The 17,578-nt window shown below is 43.8% G+C and carries 16 protein-coding genes; 4 read left to right on the top strand and 12 right to left on the bottom strand.

The window, feature by feature from the left end; translation table 11 throughout:
• The first annotated feature begins 86 nt into the window (after positions 1–86).
• The gene (locus tag RJD38_RS19570) at positions 87–971 is read left to right on the top strand and encodes a tyrosine-type recombinase/integrase (RefSeq protein ID WP_367971471.1); all 885 of its coding nucleotides are present in this window, start codon (positions 87–89) and stop codon (positions 969–971) included.
• A gap of 9 nt (positions 972–980) precedes the next feature.
• Here RJD38_RS19570 and RJD38_RS19565 read toward each other — a convergent pair whose 3' ends face one another.
• The 3 genes from RJD38_RS19565 to RJD38_RS19555 form a co-directional block, all read right to left on the bottom strand.
• The gene (locus tag RJD38_RS19565) at positions 981–2,189 is read right to left on the bottom strand and encodes an IS4 family transposase (RefSeq protein WP_032073033.1); all 1,209 of its coding nucleotides are present in this window, start codon (positions 2,187–2,189) and stop codon (positions 981–983) included.
• Between the two features lie 218 nt (positions 2,190–2,407).
• Positions 2,408–3,400, bottom strand: a complete 993-nt coding sequence (locus RJD38_RS19560; protein ID WP_065546253.1) for a D-alanine--D-alanine ligase — start codon at positions 3,398–3,400, stop codon at positions 2,408–2,410.
• A gap of 153 nt (positions 3,401–3,553) precedes the next feature.
• Positions 3,554–4,081, bottom strand: coding sequence for an SPOR domain-containing protein (locus RJD38_RS19555; protein WP_038219021.1), 528 nt, complete (start codon positions 4,079–4,081; stop codon positions 3,554–3,556).
• Positions 4,082–4,297: 216 nt separating this feature from the next.
• On the opposite strand from RJD38_RS19555, the gene RJD38_RS19550 reads away from it, so the two are divergent.
• Positions 4,298–6,994: a bifunctional acetate--CoA ligase family protein/GNAT family N-acetyltransferase gene (locus RJD38_RS19550; RefSeq protein WP_065546252.1), complete on the top strand. Its 2,697-nt coding sequence runs from the start codon at positions 4,298–4,300 to the stop codon at positions 6,992–6,994.
• A gap of 148 nt (positions 6,995–7,142) precedes the next feature.
• On the opposite strand, the gene RJD38_RS19545 is transcribed toward RJD38_RS19550, so the two are convergent.
• The 5 genes from RJD38_RS19545 to RJD38_RS19525 all read right to left on the bottom strand — a co-directional run bounded on the left by RJD38_RS19545 (position 7,143) and on the right by RJD38_RS19525 (position 11,277).
• Positions 7,143–8,030, bottom strand: coding sequence for a LysR family transcriptional regulator (locus RJD38_RS19545; protein WP_065546251.1), 888 nt, complete (start codon positions 8,028–8,030; stop codon positions 7,143–7,145).
• 514 nt (positions 8,031–8,544) lie between these two features.
• Positions 8,545–8,796 carry a hypothetical protein gene (locus RJD38_RS19540; protein ID WP_005595581.1) on the bottom strand — a complete coding sequence of 84 codons (252 nt, stop codon included), beginning with the start codon at positions 8,794–8,796 and terminating at the stop codon, positions 8,545–8,547.
• Positions 8,780–10,504 (bottom strand): SgrR family transcriptional regulator, encoded by a 1,725-nt coding sequence (locus RJD38_RS19535; RefSeq protein ID WP_065546250.1) that lies wholly within the window; start codon positions 10,502–10,504, stop codon positions 8,780–8,782. The genes RJD38_RS19540 and RJD38_RS19535 overlap by 17 nt, the downstream gene beginning before the upstream one ends.
• A gap of 69 nt (positions 10,505–10,573) precedes the next feature.
• Positions 10,574–10,807 carry a DUF3389 domain-containing protein gene (locus RJD38_RS19530; protein WP_005595583.1) on the bottom strand — a complete coding sequence of 78 codons (234 nt, stop codon included), beginning with the start codon at positions 10,805–10,807 and terminating at the stop codon, positions 10,574–10,576.
• A gap of 11 nt (positions 10,808–10,818) precedes the next feature.
• Entirely contained in the window at positions 10,819–11,277 is a 459-nt protein-coding gene (locus RJD38_RS19525) for a hotdog fold thioesterase (RefSeq protein WP_005595585.1), read from the bottom strand.
• An 81-nt stretch (positions 11,278–11,358) separates the two neighbouring features.
• Between RJD38_RS19525 and RJD38_RS19520 the strand changes: the two genes are divergently transcribed.
• The gene (locus RJD38_RS19520) at positions 11,359–12,144 is read left to right on the top strand and encodes a M48 family metallopeptidase (protein WP_065546249.1); all 786 of its coding nucleotides are present in this window, start codon (positions 11,359–11,361) and stop codon (positions 12,142–12,144) included.
• Between the two features lie 118 nt (positions 12,145–12,262).
• Here the strand turns inward: RJD38_RS19520 and RJD38_RS19515 are convergent, their stop codons facing one another.
• Complete coding sequence (locus RJD38_RS19515) at positions 12,263–13,345, bottom strand: site-2 protease family protein (protein ID WP_040757923.1); 1,083 nt, start codon at positions 13,343–13,345, stop codon at positions 12,263–12,265.
• A gap of 264 nt (positions 13,346–13,609) precedes the next feature.
• On the opposite strand from RJD38_RS19515, the gene RJD38_RS19510 reads away from it, so the two are divergent.
• Complete coding sequence (locus tag RJD38_RS19510) at positions 13,610–14,167, top strand: PhnA domain-containing protein (protein ID WP_006710789.1); 558 nt, start codon at positions 13,610–13,612, stop codon at positions 14,165–14,167.
• A 70-nt stretch (positions 14,168–14,237) separates the two neighbouring features.
• Here RJD38_RS19510 and RJD38_RS19505 read toward each other — a convergent pair whose 3' ends face one another.
• The 3 genes from RJD38_RS19505 to RJD38_RS19495 form a co-directional block, all read right to left on the bottom strand.
• Positions 14,238–15,788 (bottom strand): PAS domain-containing methyl-accepting chemotaxis protein, encoded by a 1,551-nt coding sequence (locus tag RJD38_RS19505; protein WP_065546248.1) that lies wholly within the window; start codon positions 15,786–15,788, stop codon positions 14,238–14,240.
• A gap of 208 nt (positions 15,789–15,996) precedes the next feature.
• The gene (locus RJD38_RS19500; protein WP_005595592.1) at positions 15,997–16,188 is read right to left on the bottom strand and encodes a hypothetical protein; all 192 of its coding nucleotides are present in this window, start codon (positions 16,186–16,188) and stop codon (positions 15,997–15,999) included.
• A 298-nt stretch (positions 16,189–16,486) separates the two neighbouring features.
• Complete coding sequence (locus RJD38_RS19495; RefSeq protein ID WP_065546247.1) at positions 16,487–17,434, bottom strand: TerC/Alx family metal homeostasis membrane protein; 948 nt, start codon at positions 17,432–17,434, stop codon at positions 16,487–16,489.
• Positions 17,435–17,578 lie beyond the last annotated feature (144 nt).

The following is a 17,578-nucleotide window of genomic DNA, read 5'->3' as shown; positions in this document are numbered from 1 at the left end:
ATCTATTGGTCTTGTGATTAATAATAATTGTAAATCACTGTTAGGCAAGTATATTTATAGCATTCCTGTCGTTAAGGTGCGTTTCGTTGCAAAAAACTATTCCAAAAATCACTGAGCCCAAGAAATTGCAAGATTTTACAGCCCAATTTGCTCACTCAGTCACCTACGAACAAGTAAACGAGATTACAGCCGGTGTATATGCTCGTAGTTCGTTACTTGCGATGACAAAAGATTGGAATCTGTTTGTCGAGTTTTGCCAGCTGAAATTGGTCACACCTCTACCCGCTTCAACCACCGCAACTCGGCAATACATCGAGAAAGTAGCAAAAGAAAAGAAATACGCAACCGTCAAGCGTTACGCTGTCACTATATCGCTCGTGCACAAATTGCTTTCTTTGCCTGACCCAACGCAAAATCAACAAGTACAGCAAGCTTTGGCATCGATACGCATAAATAAAAAAGGTGACCATCAGCAAACACATTCGTTTGGGGCGCAACAACTTGCTGAACTCACCACTCAGTTGAGCCGCTCAAGTTCAATGCGTGATTGGCGTAATTTGGCCATTTATCATGTGATGTATTATTCGTTGATGAAGCGGAAAGATCTCAGAGATTTGTGTTTTGAACAGTTAGATTTGTCCGGCGAGGAAATTACGATCGAACTCGATGGTTCTCGCTATTGGCTTAATCCGGAATCCACTGCGATTGTCCGAAAATGGCTGTCGGTACGCGGTCAACACGGGAAATTTGTTTTCTCTGCGATCGATCGCCACGAAAATATTGGGTTTGAGCCACTAAACGATTCGTCAATCTTCAGAATTTTGCGTTCAGCCAGTGAAATGCTTAATTCGGACGTCCCATTTTCTGGTCAGTCGCTACGAGTGGGTGCAGTCGAGGAGCTTGCCAAACAAGGTATGAAGCCGAAGGATATTCAGCATGCGGGTCGTTGGTTAAGCCCTGCTATGCCCTGAGGGATCCCCTCATAATTTCCCCAAAGCACAACCATGTTTGAATAGATTTTGAGCAAGCAGGGTTGCAGCCGCGAGCAAGTCTTCCCTCGTTATTGTGTAGCCAGAATGCCGCAAAACTTCCATCCCTAAGCGCACTGTTGAGAGTACATTTCGATTTTTGACAGTGTTAGCTTGGAAGTGCTTATCCCAACCTTGTTTCTGACCATGAACTCCAGCAAGCCAAAATGTCAGTTGAAGCATTAGGGCGATTAGCAGCATGATATCAAAGCGCTCTGAGCTGCTAGTTCGGCTATGACGGAGGCCTAAACCGTAGGCTGGGCTTTTCAAGTCTCGGAAGGTTTCTTCAATTTGCATACGCTTCGAGTAGAGCCTAACAAGTTGCTTTGGTGTTCGGATTTCAACGGGCAAGTTAGTCGCTAAAACCCATGGTTCTTTTGTCGAAGCGGAGTAGATTTTAGGTGACGGATGATGACAATTAGTCCGTGTCGAACGCTGATTTTTTCGGCCTTTAGGACGTGATTTATACAGTGCAATTTGACATGAAATTGGGTTGCTCTTAGTCAACCTCTTATAGCCTAAAGTCTTTGAGCGACTTGAGGATATGCTATGTAAGTTGCTGATAGGTTGCCAGTTTTCCGCACCTAAATCTGCATATTGCACTTTCCCTCTGACTCGACTTAACCAGTACCAACCTAGCTTTTCAACGGATTTATACCATGGCACTTTAAAGCCAGCATCACTGACAATGAGCGGTGTAGTGTTACTCGGTAGAATGCTTGCAAGGTCGGCTAGAAATTGGTCATGAGCCTTCTTTGAACATTGCTCTGAAAGCGGAAAGGCTTTCTCATAAAGAGTAATAGAACGACCATGTAGTGCCACCGAAGCCCGCAATACCATAAGCCGTTTTTGCTCACGAATATCAGACCAGTCAACAAGAACAATGGGCATCGAATTACCTGAACAGATAAAGCTGGCATGCCAACGGTATACAGCGAGTCGCTCTTTGTGCAAGTGACGATTACCTAACAATCTGTCGATTCGTTTGATGTTATGTTTTGTTCTGGCTTTCGTTGGCAGGTTACGACCAAGTTCGGTAAGAGTGAGCGTTTTACATTCAAGTAATGCGTGGCAAGCCAGCGTTAAACTGTTGAGTCGTTTTAAGTGCAATTCAGGGCAGAATTGGTAAAGAGAGTCGTGTAAAATATCGAGTTCGCACATCTTGTTGTCTGGTTATTGATTTTTCTCAGAACCATTTGATCACATGACAAGATGTGCATCTACCTTAAATTTATGATTTTTATCAAAATCATTAGGGGATTCCTCAGTGCTATGCCTTATCAATACTTAGGTAATAAGACACAGGCAGAACTTGAAAAAATACAGTTTTTATCAATAAAACCAATAGAGTAACGGAACGCCATTACTCTATCTGGTGTTTAGATTGATGATTTAACGCAATCGGCTAGGAATTGATGGAACTGATGGCCATTGTTTTCTAGCATTTTAGGGAACATCGAAATTGGTGTCATACCTGGGAAGGTGTTCACTTCATTTAGATAGATGTTGCCTTCTGGTGTTAAGAAGAAGTCGATGCGTGATAAATGGCGTAACTTCATCTGTTTAAACACTTTTTCAGCATTGATGCGGATCGCTTCAATTTGCTCTTCAGTCAAATTTTGCGCCACAACATCAGTGGTTGAATGACTTGCTGCAGAATATTTTTCTTCGTAACTGTAGAAAGTGTTATCCGGTGCTTTTACTTCCCCTGGCAGGGTTAATACAAGCTCACCTTGATATTCATACGCCGCTACTTCTAATTCGCGTGGTTTAACGGCCTGCTCTACCAATACTTGATCAGAATAACTGAACGCATCATCAATTGCTTTTTGCAGTTCATTTAGTTCCGTTACCTTGTAACAACCAACCGATGAGCCTTGGCATGCCGCTTTAACAAATACACTGCCCCAATTTTCAAACGCTTGCTTGGTTTTCTCAAAGGCATCGGCATTGTTTTCTGATAGGAAAAGGTATGGCGTATTTGGAATGCCTAGCGCGTCATACCAAAGCTTCGACGTAATTTTGTTAAAGCTATTAGTGCTCGCCTCTGCTCGACAGCCTAGGTATGGGATCCCTGCTAGTTCTAATAGCGACTGGATGTCACCGGTTTCTCCCGGGAAACCATGAATACATGGCACCACGAAATCCACATGTAAACTTTGATCTGCAAAGTTAAGTTGGCCGGTGTTGCTATCTAACAGAGCCAATTCACCTTGATCAGTAAACCAGCCCTCTTTCTTCATTTCTATACGGGTCACTTCAAACTCAGGTGTTAGCTGGAGCTGAGATTGTAGGTAGTTTGCAGAAACTAAAGAAACGTCGTGCTCAGATGAGCCGCCGCCGCATAAAAGAAGAATGGATGTTTTGTTCATTAAAATCTTTCCGTGATACTACAGAAACTGGGATGGCTTCATCATAATAAAAACCACTCCAAGTTACACTTCTAATACCAATATAAATAAGCAGCTAATGAGAGTTAGCTGAAAGAATAGACAGTAAAAAGGGGCTTTCGCCCCTTCGTTAAATTAGTTTAGTTTGTTCAGGGTTGGATACGGAGAGTTTTTGATCGTATCGATGCTCTTAACAAATGGCTTCAATGCTCTAAATTCTGCAGGAAGCTGAGCAATAGCTTGTTTTGCATCTGCCTGTGTTGCGTAGTCACCATAAAGAACGGTGTACCATTTTGTACCGTTAACAACTTTATAGTTTTCCCAAATCGGCTGATCTGAGTTTGGTAGCATGCGAGCAAATTGATCAACTTTAGTTTGCGTACCAACAGCAACGACTTGAATGGTGTAACCAAAACGCGCGGCTTGGGAATTTTGCTGTTTGTCAGACGGTGGCACAATAGCGACTGCTGGAGTCGTTTGCGCTGGTGTTGAAACAACAACTGTATCAACAACCGTTTCAGTCACTTCTTCTGTGATCGGTTGTTCGACTTCTGCCACTTTGTAATCTTCGCGATAACTTTCTGAGCTTACGTCTGTCGTGTACTGACCAGAGACACATGCTGAAAGTAAAACGGACAAGCCAACGATAGCGATTTTTTTCATGAATTCTTCAAGCCCTAGATAGAAATTACTGTAAATCATGCCGTTAGAAAGCGGCATAATCAAGCCAACCTAGGCATTATATTACGAGACTCTGTGACTTGTAACACAAAGTGTTTATTGTCTTGGGTGATCTGCGCAAAACTCCATCAAATTTAGCCTGCAAGTCCAAATTAACTCCGTTACGATTAGGTGAACATATCGTTAGGAAGTTGATTCATGAACAGCTTTGGTCATTTGCTTAACCCCAAATCGATTGCGGTTATCGGCGCCTCTACTCAGGAAATGCGTGCGGGCAACATCGTGATGAAGAACTTGCTGCAAGGTGGCTTTGAAGGCGCCATCATGCCGGTGACGCCTAAATATAAGTCGGTGTGTGGTGTCCTCGCCTATAGCACTATCGACGCATTGCCTATCGTCCCTGATGTCGCCATTCTTTGTACTCATGCGAGTCGTAATATCGAGATATTCACCCAGCTTGTTGCGAAAAAAGTCAGCTCGGTGATCGTTCTTTCTTCCGACATGCATCAACTTAGTAGTACTGGGGAACCCATTCAGGATCTTTGTGCTGGTATCGCTCGTACCGTTGGTATGCGGATCTTAGGGCCAAATAGCCTTGGCTTGATGCTACCTTGGCTTAATTTTAATGCTTCATTTTCACCTGTCGCCCCTCAGCGTGGCAAGATTGCCTTTATTTCCCAGTCCGCAGCGATGTGCACCACTATCCTTGATTGGGCGAATGACAAAAATATTGGTTTCTCTGCTTTTATATCGCTCGGCAATGCCGTTGATATTGATTTTGCTGACCTACTCGACCATTTAAGTACCGATACCCATACCGAAGCGATTCTGCTTTACGTCGATTCGATAAAAGATGCCCGTCGATTTATGTCCGCAGCACGAAGTGCCTCGCGCAATCGCCGAATATTGGTGCTAAAAGGGGGACGCACAGTTGAAGGACGTAAAGCAGCTCAAGCCCATACTGGTGGCAGTGATACGCTTGATATTATTTATGACTCCGCAATTAGGCGTACCGGTATGCTGCGGGTACAAAATTCACATGAACTATTTGCCGCAGTAGAAACTCTTACCCATTCGGTTCCTTTGCGTGGTGAGCGCTTAGCGATCATTACCAATGGTGGTGGTCCTGCCATTATGGCGGTCGATACTTTATTAGAGCGTGGTGGTAAACTAGCACGACTGGATGAATACACAGTATCACAGCTAAATCGCGTTTTACCCACCAGCTGGAGCCAGAGAAACCCAATTGATATGGTTGGTGATGCCAGTCATCAACGTTATGTGGATACGCTTAATACCATCATGGATAGCGATTGTGCCGATGCCATTTTGATTATGCATAGTCCTTCAGCCATCGCCCACTCAGAGCAGACCGCTGCCGAGATTATCAAAGCGATAAAGGCCCACCCAAGAAGCCGTCGCTTCAATATCCTCACCAATTGGTCGGGTGAACTTACTGCCCGTCCAGCACGAGAGATTTTTACCCAATTCGGCATCCCAACCTATCGCACCGCTGAAAGTGCGGTGGTTGCTTTCATGCACTTAGTTGAGTACAGACGTAACCAAAAGCAGCTAATGGAAACCCCTACCACCGCGGAACCCGTTCATATTGCCGAACTAGAAAGTGCCAAAAAATGGATTACCGAACAATTACTGGATAAAAACACAGTATCATTGGATACTCATCAAATCCGCTCATTTTTAAAGTACTTTGACTTTAATGTTCTGCCTACTTGGATTGTAAGTGATGCCAGTGAGGCGGTTCATGTTGCCGGTGAAATTGGCTACCCTGTTGCAGTTAAACTCCGTTCACCTGATATTCCCCACAAATCGGATGTACAAGGCGTGATGTTGAACTTACGTAATAGCACAGAAGTGGCAAACGCAGCGCAAGCAATTCTTGACCGTACCCAGATATCTTATCCTTCTGCTCACATACATGGCTTATTAGTACAGGGGATGGCAAAACGAGCCGGTGGCGAAGAGCTAAGGATCAAAGTTAAATATGACGAGACGTTTGGCCCTGTGATTCTATTAGGGCAAGGCGGTTCAGAATGGAATGAAGGGATTGACGCAGCCTCAGCGCTACCGCCTCTTAATATGGCACTCGCCCGTTATCTGATTGTTCGCGCGATTAAAGGTGAGAAGATTCGCCTGCAAAAATTGCCCGAGCCTATCGACATTGAAGGTTTGTCTGAAATCTTGGTGCGTATTTCACAGATGATTGTTGATTGTCCACAAGTGCATGAACTGGACATTCATCCGCTATTGGCTAATGGTAACGAATTTACCATTCTAGACGCCGATTTAACGCTTAAAGCTTACCAAGGTGATGCACAACATCGTTTGGCGATCAGGCCCTATCCTGTAGAGTTTGAACAAAGGGTACAATTAAAAGACGCCAGTTCGATTCTACTACGCCCTATTTTGCCTGAAGATGAACCCAAACATGCGGAGTTTATTCATGCCGTTTCTAAAGATGATCTGTATAAGCGTTTCTTTACCGAAGTGGGTGAATTCAATCATGAGGCACTCGCGAAGCTAACCCAGATTGATTATGACCGCGAGATGGCCTTTGTTGCAGTTGATATGAGTGGCGCGGAGCAAAAGATCATTGGTGTCAGTAGAGCCTTGATCAATCACGATAATAGTGATGCCGAATTCGCCATTTTGATCCGTTCTGATCTTAAAGGTAAAGGCCTGGGTAAGATTCTGATGAACAAGATCATCGATTACTGCCAAAATAAAGGCACCAAACGAATGTCTGGTATGACGATGCCGACTAACCGCGGCATGTTGATGCTCGCGCAAAGCCTCGGCTTTAAAATTGATATCCAGTTTGAAGATGGCACCGCTGATATGGTGTTGGTTTTACAAAATAAGCAGGAATCTTAATGAATCGAGTATCTCGATAACTAGCCATGACGAGCTATGTTAGCGGTGACGTTGATAAATCACGGGCTCAATTATCAACGTCACCTCTCAAATTGATTGAATGTAGTGCTTTTAAAGACAGCGCTTTGCAACAAAGTTCGCTTTACGCTTATTTCATTTGCCAATGCTTTTTTAGGTACTGAATACACCAAGATTTTGCTTCACCAATTTGATGGCGTTTCCACGCCATAATTACCTCAATTTCGCGTACATCCGTTCCGCTGATCTGCTGCACTATTCCTTGCTTGATTAGTGAAGTTGCAATGCTGGTTGGCAAGGTGCCGATACCTAAACCGGATTTTAATGCATCCACTTTGGCTGCAAAATTACTCACGGTAAGTCTTGGTTGTTTCTGTAGTACATTCACCGACATAGCGGGTTGTTCGCGAGCGGTATCTGCAATGGCGATCACGCGATATTTTTCACGCGCTTGATCATCAAACTCACCGACGCGCTTATGGACATAGTGATCCGTTGCTGCTACCCACATCATTTCTAACTGGCCTATCGTCTCCGCTTTTACATCAACTGGAATCGTTTCTAATTTTGGACAAACAAGAATATCAGCTCGGCCATTTTCCAGTGCTTCCCAGCAGCCAGCTAAAATTTCTTCTTGTAGACGTATTCGCGTAGAACTCACGTTGCCCAGAGCATTAACCATTGGGAAGAAATTGTCGACTGGAATAATGCCATCAAACGCTAAAGTAATATCAAGCTCCCAGCCATTCGCGAGCACGCTGGCATCGTTGACCAACTTTTCTGTTGCCGTCAATATCGTACGCCCTTGCTCTAAGATAAGCTTCCCAGCTTGAGTAAACACGGCTTTATGGCCTGAACGGTCAAAGATCATGATGTCTAGATCTTGCTCTAACTTTTGGATCTGATAACTCAGAGAAGATGGTGCTCGATCCAGTTCATTGGCAGCGGAAGCAAAGCTCCCTCTCCTGTCGATGGCATCAAGAATATGAAGCGCTTCAAGCGTAATTGGACTTTGCAAAGAGTTCCCCTTTTTATTACAACATCTGAGCAAGGTTTAAAATAATGTTAAGGCGGGAATTAATCAATCATCGAACGATAAAACTATGGGCTACATAAACAAGTCAGGGGAGTAAAAGCGTTCAGGTGGGGAGAAAATAACAATATCATGAGGTTCAGATAAAACAAAAGCCAGCAAAGGGCTGGCTTCATGATCAACTTCATTCAAAAAGTGGTTTAAAATTGGGCTGAATGAGTGATTATTTAGCGGCTGACATCTCTTTCTTAACCATAACAGCTGCTGCTACGATGAAAGCGATGATTAGACCTAACTCCATGACTTACCCCTACTGATAAAATTGGAAATTAAATGTCAGTTATTTATAACCCGTGCATTGTATCAGTTATCCAATTCGATAAAAGTCGTTAACGAAAGTTTTACTTATTTTAGCGACTCAGATCAAAATTGAAGGCAAGTTGACTATTTACTTAAGTTAAATCGAATGATTGACCCCAATTAGTGTTAATAAACTCATTTATTTCATCAACACTTTTCCGCCAATCATCTTATAAGATGGGGTGCCCCTAACTAAGGTATCGCGAGCGAACTCTGTATGACATTTTGGACAAATACAGGGCGTTTGCGTGTAATCTTCAACAATGCGCTCTTTAAAGCATTTTACCAATGCTCCTTTACCACCTTTTCGATATTTAAACAGTAAACAGCGGCACTTGGCGCAAAAAATCTCAACCGTTTTTGACGGTTGCTTCTTATTGGGTTTCGCCATGGTGAGAGCCTCGCTCATTGAGCATGTTAGGTTTAATCCATACCTTGCTGAAATCAAACCACCCCAGCGCATTACACTTAGCATTTTGTAGTGAACCGCATTGATCTTTACTCACGCCCAACCAACAATGGAACATCGGAATCAACTGCATTTTATCGGCAAGGGATTTCCCAATATTTTGCGCAGGAAAAGTCGCAAACTCTTCACTGCGATACTGAGTGACTACCTCTGACCACTGAGCAAAGTCTTGCTCGCGACTCAAATGCTCTATATCACTGTAGTCAAGTAACCAACCGGCGATCGCATCATCACGATTGTTGGCTATCCCCATCGGTTTTACCCAAATGTCGACTTGCTCGTTGTCAGGCATCTCCATGTCATAGGTGATCAATTCAACCTCAAGGTTATCTTGCTTCAACAGCGTCTCTAAACACTTAACTAAAGTGGGAAACATTGGGTGCTTGGCATGATATGCAATTTTAACGGTGCGGTAACTTGGTGGTGGAGAATAATGCGCCTGTCTTGTATGGTGATACCAACCCGGTTTCAATCCGTGTGCTGGCAATGCGCCTAACTCTACAATTTTATCTTGTGGTAATAGTTGGAATACATTCAACGAGGATAGACGCTGACTAAAGTAACGCGCCCAATCATCGGATTTAGCCAAGCCATTGTTACGATTCAATAGCAAATAGGTACAACCAGGATCTAATTCCACCTCGTCGCTGATTGTGATTGCTTCCGGCGCACACGGTTTTGATAGACTAGGAAAGACCATCGAGGAATGCACCGCATCAATCACCCACACTTCGACGCTATCAACCAGCGGTCTAAAACCAAAATAGCCATCAAACGCCTGTATTGTTAGGCGCTTTTCGTCATTCTGAGTAATTTTGTAAGGGCCTGTACCAATTGGGAATTGATCATAATCAGCGCTGCGCTCAGAGCTTGGTAGCATCACTTTTGCGCACGACTCTGCCATTAATAATGCAAAGTGGTAATCATCTTGGCTCAAGTGGATATCGACCACATTCTTTTGCTGTGAACACACCATTTCAATATGAGCGAAAAGATTACGAGAACGTAGCGCCATTAAGCATTCTATGATGGCCTCGACACTTAACAAATCACCATTGTGATAACGCACAGCAGGACGAATATAGAAACGCCAATGACGTGGTGATAGCATTTCCCATGTATGTGCTAAATCTGGCACTAACTGCTCGTTTTCATCTAAGCGAGTTAAGCCACTGAAGATCTGTCGTACAATATGCAATTCTGAACGACGCATATTTTTATGAGGGTTAAGTGAGAGTAGCGGCCGGTAGTACGGCAAACGAACGACTTGTTGCCCTTCTTGCACCTGCACGCCCAAATAACTTTCGACGACCCGAGCAAGCTTAGCCGCATCTTGATCTAGCACTTTAAGCGCTTGGCCTATTTTACCTTCTTCAAGATAACGGCGTGCGAGATTCTCACTAACATCCGTACGACTACGCTTAAAGTTGAGTTGCGAGAGCTTTCCACGACCCGGAGAAGGATGCCATTCAATCCAACCTTCTTCTTCCATCTTATTGAGGACAATGCGTGCGTTACGTCTTGTACAACAAAGGATGTCGGTGATCTCTTCTAATTGAACGCCAAGATCAATACCATCATAGTGTTCAAAAAGGGTTTCGAACTGGACACGAAGTCGCGGGCTACTCATAAAGGGGGAAATCTCAATCAAATATTACTATTTGTTATTTTCCCCATTTAGTGAGAGTGGATCAAGAAGTTACTGGATGGCAATGCCTAATTGTGATGCAAGGTCGATTAGTTGTTGCTCATCATCGAGTTTAATTGACCATTTTGCTTCACTTGAATGTACTGCGATGACATTTGCCCCGCGTCCAATCAGTTGGACGGCATCACTTTGTGCTTGCAAGGTGATCATATGCGCACCATTCACTTTCACGACAAGCTCATGGGGCGTCGCGATAATCTTGCCATTAGAAAATTCAATTACCATTTATCTCGCCCCTATCCTGCGCTGTTTACACCAGTCTCAACATTGCCTTTGCGCTGTTGTTTGACGGCAATGGTAAGACGGCTTGTGCACACTAGGCGCCCGCGCTCATCGCTTATGTTGATTTGCCATACCTGAGTAGAAACGCCCAAGTGAATTGGCGTCGCTTTGCCGATGACTAAGCCACTTCTCATCGCACGGACATGATTTGCGTTAATATCAAGCCCAACACAGTAAGCATTGTCATCAACGCAGAAGTTGGCCGCGACAGAGCCTAAAGTCTCAGCCAGTACAACGGATGCTCCGCCATGTAACATTCCTAGCGGTTGATGAGTGAATGAACAAACAGGCATGGTGGCACAGATATAGTCGTCACCAACCTCGGTATAGAGGATATTTAAGTGTTCGATCAGAGTGTTTTTTGAGGTTTGATTGAGACGATCTAGATTGATCTCTCGTTTCCAAATGGTCATAGTAAATCCATCCATAACGGTTACGTCTATTCTAACCGGATGTTATGATGAATATATAACTGTATTTACATGGAATGTCATATGTCGTGGTTTAAGTTCTCCGCTTTAGCTTTAGCCGCTGGGTTAACGGCGTGCAGCTCGTCACCTACTGGACGAAATCAATTGATCTTGTTTTCTGATACCGACATGAGCCATCTGGGCGCTCAATCATTTGAGCAGATGAAACAGCAACAAAAAGTCAGCAAAGACGCTAAAATGAATCGCTATGTCGAATGTGTTGCAAATGCGGTCACCAAACACGTGCCAAAACAGCCTGGCTTCGATAAGTGGGAAGTGGTGGTTTTTGATAGTGACCAAGTTAATGCGTTTGCCCTACCCGGCGGTAAAATTGGGGTCTATACCGGCCTGCTAAATGTCGCTGAGAATCAAGATCAACTTGCTACTGTTATTGGTCATGAAATTGCCCATGTATTGGCTGACCACAGCAATGAACGTCTATCGCAATCTCAGCTAGCTAATACCGGGCTACAGATCACTGCTGTCGCGCTTGGCTCTTCGGAATACGCTCAATATCGTGATGCGACAATGGCGGCGTTAGGGCTTGGTTTGCAGTATGGCGTAATATTGCCTTATGGCCGCACCCAAGAGTCAGAAGCGGATATTGTCGGTTTGGATTTGATGGCTAAAGCGGGATTTGATCCTGCCCAAAGTATCGATTTGTGGCATAACATGGCAAAAGCATCCAACGGTCAACAACCTCCTGAACTGCTGTCGACCCACCCTTCGCACAGTACTCGAATTCACGATTTACAGCAGACCATGGCGAAGTTACCAAACTATCAGACAGCAAAACCAAACTGTTCTTAGCTTTGTTTTGGCGCTTTGTCATCGCATTAGAGACAATAAAGGGAGCTATTTAGCTCCCTTTTCTAATATGTTGCCATTAGCCGTTTTAGTAACTTAAACAATCATTATGTCGGCAGTGTTATGTGCCAAGCAGCTGCAGCGGTAGTTGCAACAAGGCATCACCACTTTGAGCAAAGTACCAAATAATCGCCACTAGACCTGCAACAAGCGCGACATACCATAAACCAGCAACGATTTGGCCATAACGGTCGAGCGGTAGTAGATGGCTATGGTGGCGGTAACGCCATTCCATAATGATTTCAAGTGTCCCCATGATCAGCAAGAAACCGAGTAAGCTCAAACCCAGTGTATAGCTAAGGAACACCCCGCCAATCGCCGCGGCTGTACACAAAATCATGCCCGTTAGACTGTTCATTGAAAAACTGATGCTTTTCAAAATATGACCGCCATCCAGTGGTAAAATGGGTAGCAAGTTAAACAGGTTTAAGAAGGCGTTAAAGGCGGCTAGCCCGGCAAAGAACATCTCGCCAGTCACCCAATAAACTACCAATAGAATCAGCGAAAGCACAAAACCAAACATCGGCCCCATGATGGAGATAACCACATCTTGCCAACGGGTGTTAATTTTCTCATCCGTTAGCGCAAGTCCCCCCAAGAATGGCACAAGATAGATGCCTTTGGTTTTCATACCGAAGTACTTCATCGCTTTAACATGGCCATATTCGTGCACGACTAAACAAGCAATTAGCGCCATGGCAAATTGAAAAGAAAACAACCATGAATACGCAGCTAAGCTTGCGGAAGCGAGCACCACTTTAATCAGCTTGGCACTCTTGAGCATTTTCATACCAAGCGACACTAGACCAATCAGGCTAAAACGTTTTTCTGGTTTTGGTGCGACAACTGGGCTCTGTTGTTCGATATCCTTAGTATTACGCTCGCCTTGGCTAATGAGCTGTTGATTTACTTTAACTTGATAGTGAAAGGAAAACGGCTGCCAAGTCAGATTCGCGTCCAATTCACAATTTAGGACTTCATCGCCCTTTTGTAATACGAACGCGTGTTTAGTTTGTTCTTGTCGATCTGCATCGGCCGTGAGTTGTGAGACGATTTGATTATCCCAATACAGTTCTTGCCATCCAGCCATGCTGCCCTCAAGTCTTAGAGGACGGCCCAGGAATTCAATAGAGAGTAATTCCAATTTTTAACCTATTAATTTGCTATATAAACCTAACCGATTATGCCGCTAGGCACTAACAAGGTAAAGTAAAGGTGCAGCAATGTTACGTGGTCACTCCAATTAAGTTATTGAAGGGCATTTGAATGTTACCAATTTAACAACAAACTTCAGTAAAATGTCATTTTACGTCGGTTAAACCTTTGCGTTACCGAATGCCCCTTCCAATTAGTCGGATAAAGTGGATAATAAGCCCCGTTATTAATCCCGACTATATGTGAGTCCATTATGTCTATTGAAGCTACAATGCTACAACGTTGCGAATCTAAGTGTGAACTATGTGGTGCAGACGCACCATTGACTGCGTACGCGGTACCACCGCACGGTCACGTAACAGTAGATTACGGCATCATGGTATGTGACAAATGTCTGGGTGAAATTGAAGATCCTAAAGACATTAACCACTGGCGTTGTCTAAGTGACAGCATGTGGAGCCAAGTGGTTCCTGTGCAAGTGACTGCATGGCGTCAACTAACTCGTCTTAACTCAGAAAGCTGGGCACAAGACGCGCTAGACATGATGTATATGGAAGAAGAAACTAAGAACTGGGCTATGCAAGGTATGTCTGCTGACGACAAACCTTTCGATGTAAACGGCGCAGAGCTTAAAAAAGGTGACGACGTAACTGTTATCAAAGACCTTCCAATCAAAGGCAGCACACAAGTAATCAAGCAAGGCACGGTTATCCGTGGTATCGCATTGACTGACGACCCTAAACTTATCTCTGGTAAAGTGAATGGCGGTCAGTCTATGTATGTTATTGCTGAATACTGCCGTAAAAAATAATCGCTAAGATTAAAAAAATAAAGCACCTTAATGGTGCTTTATTTTTAGCTGCTATTCCTGTTTCCTGCCGCTAGGCAATCTTTTTGATCACATCCGCTAATTCACTAGTGCTGTCTTGCACTTTGCTGTTCATCCCATTAGTGAGTGTCATCAGTTCATAAGAATCTGCATACTTCAAATTGATCGATTGAATGTTCTCATTGATCTCATCAGAAACATGCACTTGCTCTTCAATCGCAACGGCAATCTGTTGATTGCGGTCGACAACATCTTGCACCAACTCTTCTAATAACTGAATGCTCTGCTGTGCATCCGCTAACAGTTCAACAGTACTGGCAGATTTCTCATTACCTTTATGCAGCGCATTCACCGCTGTATTACTACCACTTTGAATACTTTCTATCGCAGACTTTATTTCAGTCGTCGATTCTTGCGTTCTTTGCGCTAAGGTGCGAACTTCATCCGCCACGACGGCAAAGCCACGTCCCTGCTCGCCTGCTCGCGCCGCTTCGATTGCCGCATTCAATGCTAATAGATTGGTTTGTTCTGCAATATCGTTGATCACTTCAACCACTGAGCCAATCTGCTCGGTTTGATGATTGAGATCGGTGACCGTTTGTGAGATCTGTTTAAGTTCGCTAACAAGCTCAAGTACCGAATGGTTGACGTTATCGATAACACCACGACTATTGGTCATGGTGTTTTGCGCCGTTAAAGTGGCATCCGCAGTCGCTTGAGCATTTTGCGAAATTTCAGCAGACGCCGCCTGCATCTCATTGACTGAGGTCGCGACAACATCGATTTCGACTTTCTGCTCACTTAAATTCTGTGTGACGCGTTCGCTATTGCTCGCGGCAGAGTCTGCGTTCGCTTTGGTTTCCTTACACGAATCCATTACTGAGATACCGACGCGGCCTAATAGTGCATCCGCGTATTGCTTCCGCATTTTCATCCCTAACGCAATTTCGGATAGATCGTTCACGCGGCCAAAATAAATATATTCCATCAGTGGATTATTGAAATCTTGTCGTGCTTGCTGTGCGAGCTTTTCTAACGGACGAGTCAATATATAACTTGATAATGCAGACAACGTTGCAATCGCGCCGATTGCGACCATCGGACTTTGACCATAATTCAGTAGTAGATGACCTACGCCTGTGGCGGCGGCAATGCAGATCGTTGAACGCATCCATAATCGAGTGCGTGGCAATTTCAGGATCAGTGAAGTACCGCCGTTACGAAGTTTGCTATAGATTTTTTCTGCGCGATCTACATAGAGACGTTCTGGCTTAAAGCGAACGGATTGGTATTCAACAATTTCGCCATTGAACTTAATGGGCGATGCGAAGGCATCAACCCAGTAATACCCGCCACCTTTACGTTGGTTCTTAACCATCCCCATCCAATGTTTACCCGATTGCAAATGGCCCCACAAATCTTTAAACGCAGCTTTAGGCATGTCTCGATGACGAACAATATTATGCGGTTTACCCACTAATTCGCCATCTTCGAATCCGGCAACTTCACTAAAATGGGCACTGGCGTATTTGATATAGCTTGAAGGGTCGGTAATAGAGATGAGATTGTAGTTGTTTGGGTAGTCGTATTCCATTTCGCTCATAGATTGATCCTTACCTAGTCACTGACGTAAATTATATTTATGCAATTACGCACTTATTAGTCAGTAGTAAGAATAGAGCAATATTCTGTATAGCAAATCGAATGCACGAAGCCAACTAAGGCAAATAGTTTTAACTCACTGTTAAAATTGATGTTTATTGAGCAAAAAAAAACGCCAGTAACATTACTGGCGTCTTCAAATTTGGTCTCTATCGATATAAACCGACATCTTTCTGCATATGGTTCGATAAGTCACTCGCATAGTATGCTCGAGGTTCATTACGATCGGTAAACAGAATATCTAGCAGGTGAACAAACAATCCTTTGATGGTAACCGAGTAGGTTTTTCTGTCCTTAGAAGGGGTGTTGATTATGGTTGTAGCGTCTAAAACTTGTGCCATATGTGCCTCTTCTTGAAATCGGATAACTCAGCTTGTGATTATTTTAACGTTGATTTTATCGCCAGTTAAAATGACAAAATTTCGATTTTCAAATTAGATAATCTAATAAAACAACTCTCTAACATTCGCCATTGATCGTTATTCACTTCGCTTTGCTATTGATAGTTACTTAGTCACTATCGCTGTTTAATTATTCAAACAATAAAATACGCCCCACTGGTAGATAACAATTATTTTACATAGCTATTATCTTTTAGTGAGGCGTAACTCGCATTTCAATTAGTTGAAATAACGCAAATTATAATGCTTGTTGTGCCAAGCTGCGTTGTTTAACAATCGAAGCTACCACAGCAATTGTCATGGTGATCAACAGAACCAATAGTGATACCGCGGTAGGGATTGCCCAAGCCGTACCCACTAGAAGCATCTTAATACCAATGAAGACCATGATGAAAGACAGTGCTGGTTTTAGATAAATAAACTTATCCATCATTCCTTGCAGTACAAAGTACAAAGAGCGTAAACCAAGCAAGGCAAATACGTTTGCTGCCAATACCAAGAATGGTTCACGAGTAACTGCGAAGATTGCAGGGATAGAGTCTAGAGCGAACATCACATCCATAAAGGCAATCACACCGATAACAATCATCATTGGTGTCACGCAACGTTTGCCATTCTCAACCACGGTTAATGCATTTTCACGGTAGCCATCGGTTACAGTCGCAAATTTACGAATGATCTTCTCAGGCAGTGGGTTTACTTCTTCCTCTTCACCTTTATCGCGTGCCAATTGGATACCAGTCCAAATTAGGAATGCAGCAAAGATGTAAAGAATCCAGTGGTATTGAGCGAGTAGCTGAGCACCAACCGCAATCATGATTGCACGCAGTACCAGCGCACCAATCACCCCCCAAAGCAGCGCGCGTGGGCGTAAATGCTCTGGTACTGAATATTGGGTAAAGATGATCGCGAAGACAAACAGGTTATCGACACTGAGTGATTTTTCCAGCAAATAGCCGGTTAGAAATGAAACGGTCGCTTTTTCTGCTGTATAGCTGCTTCCTGGCGCATAGAAATCCCAGAAAAAATAGATAGAGCCTGCGAAAAGAAACGCCAGTACAAACCAGAACACACTCCAAACAGCGGCTTTTTTAATTGTGATGTTACCACCACGTGTTTGCCAAATATCGAGTGCCACTAGAGCAAGTGTTAGTAGACCAAGGCCTAGGTAGGTTGACGGGGTCATTTTATCCTCCAAATAACGGAGGGATCGGTGCGTTTATGCTAACGATCCCTACCGCAAACAAACAACCTCATACCCCGTTAAAGGCATAAGGATTTGAATACGTTGGTCTCGTCGAAGCGCATAACGCTTATACTTACCGGAAAG

It is taken from the genome of Vibrio scophthalmi, assembly GCF_040869025.1.
GTDB classification, from domain to species: domain Bacteria; phylum Pseudomonadota; class Gammaproteobacteria; order Enterobacterales; family Vibrionaceae; genus Vibrio; species Vibrio scophthalmi.
This window is presented reverse-complemented; position numbering and strand designations above follow the sequence as displayed.

Bases quoted from the DNA above. Each gene is read 5' to 3' on its own strand.
- RJD38_RS19565 (WP_032073033.1), bottom strand. From the start codon at position 2,189: ATGTGCGAACTCGATATTTTACACGACTCTCTTTACCAATTCTGCCCT.
- RJD38_RS19560 (WP_065546253.1), bottom strand. From the start codon at position 3,400: ATGAACAAAACATCCATTCTTCTTTTATGCGGCGGCGGCTCATCTGAG.
- RJD38_RS19555 (WP_038219021.1), bottom strand. From the start codon at position 4,081: ATGAAAAAAATCGCTATCGTTGGCTTGTCCGTTTTACTTTCAGCATGT.
- RJD38_RS19550 (WP_065546252.1), top strand. From the start codon at position 4,298: ATGAACAGCTTTGGTCATTTGCTTAACCCCAAATCGATTGCGGTTATC.
- RJD38_RS19540 (WP_005595581.1), bottom strand. From the start codon at position 8,796: ATGGCGAAACCCAATAAGAAGCAACCGTCAAAAACGGTTGAGATTTTT.
- RJD38_RS19535 (WP_065546250.1), bottom strand. From the start codon at position 10,504: ATGAGTAGCCCGCGACTTCGTGTCCAGTTCGAAACCCTTTTTGAACAC.
- RJD38_RS19530 (WP_005595583.1), bottom strand. From the start codon at position 10,807: ATGGTAATTGAATTTTCTAATGGCAAGATTATCGCGACGCCCCATGAG.
- RJD38_RS19525 (WP_005595585.1), bottom strand. From the start codon at position 11,277: ATGACCATTTGGAAACGAGAGATCAATCTAGATCGTCTCAATCAAACC.
- RJD38_RS19520 (WP_065546249.1), top strand. From the start codon at position 11,359: ATGTCGTGGTTTAAGTTCTCCGCTTTAGCTTTAGCCGCTGGGTTAACG.
- RJD38_RS19510 (WP_006710789.1), top strand. From the start codon at position 13,610: ATGTCTATTGAAGCTACAATGCTACAACGTTGCGAATCTAAGTGTGAA.
- RJD38_RS19505 (WP_065546248.1), bottom strand. From the start codon at position 15,788: ATGAGCGAAATGGAATACGACTACCCAAACAACTACAATCTCATCTCT.
- RJD38_RS19500 (WP_005595592.1), bottom strand. From the start codon at position 16,188: ATGGCACAAGTTTTAGACGCTACAACCATAATCAACACCCCTTCTAAG.
- RJD38_RS19495 (WP_065546247.1), bottom strand. From the start codon at position 17,434: ATGACCCCGTCAACCTACCTAGGCCTTGGTCTACTAACACTTGCTCTA.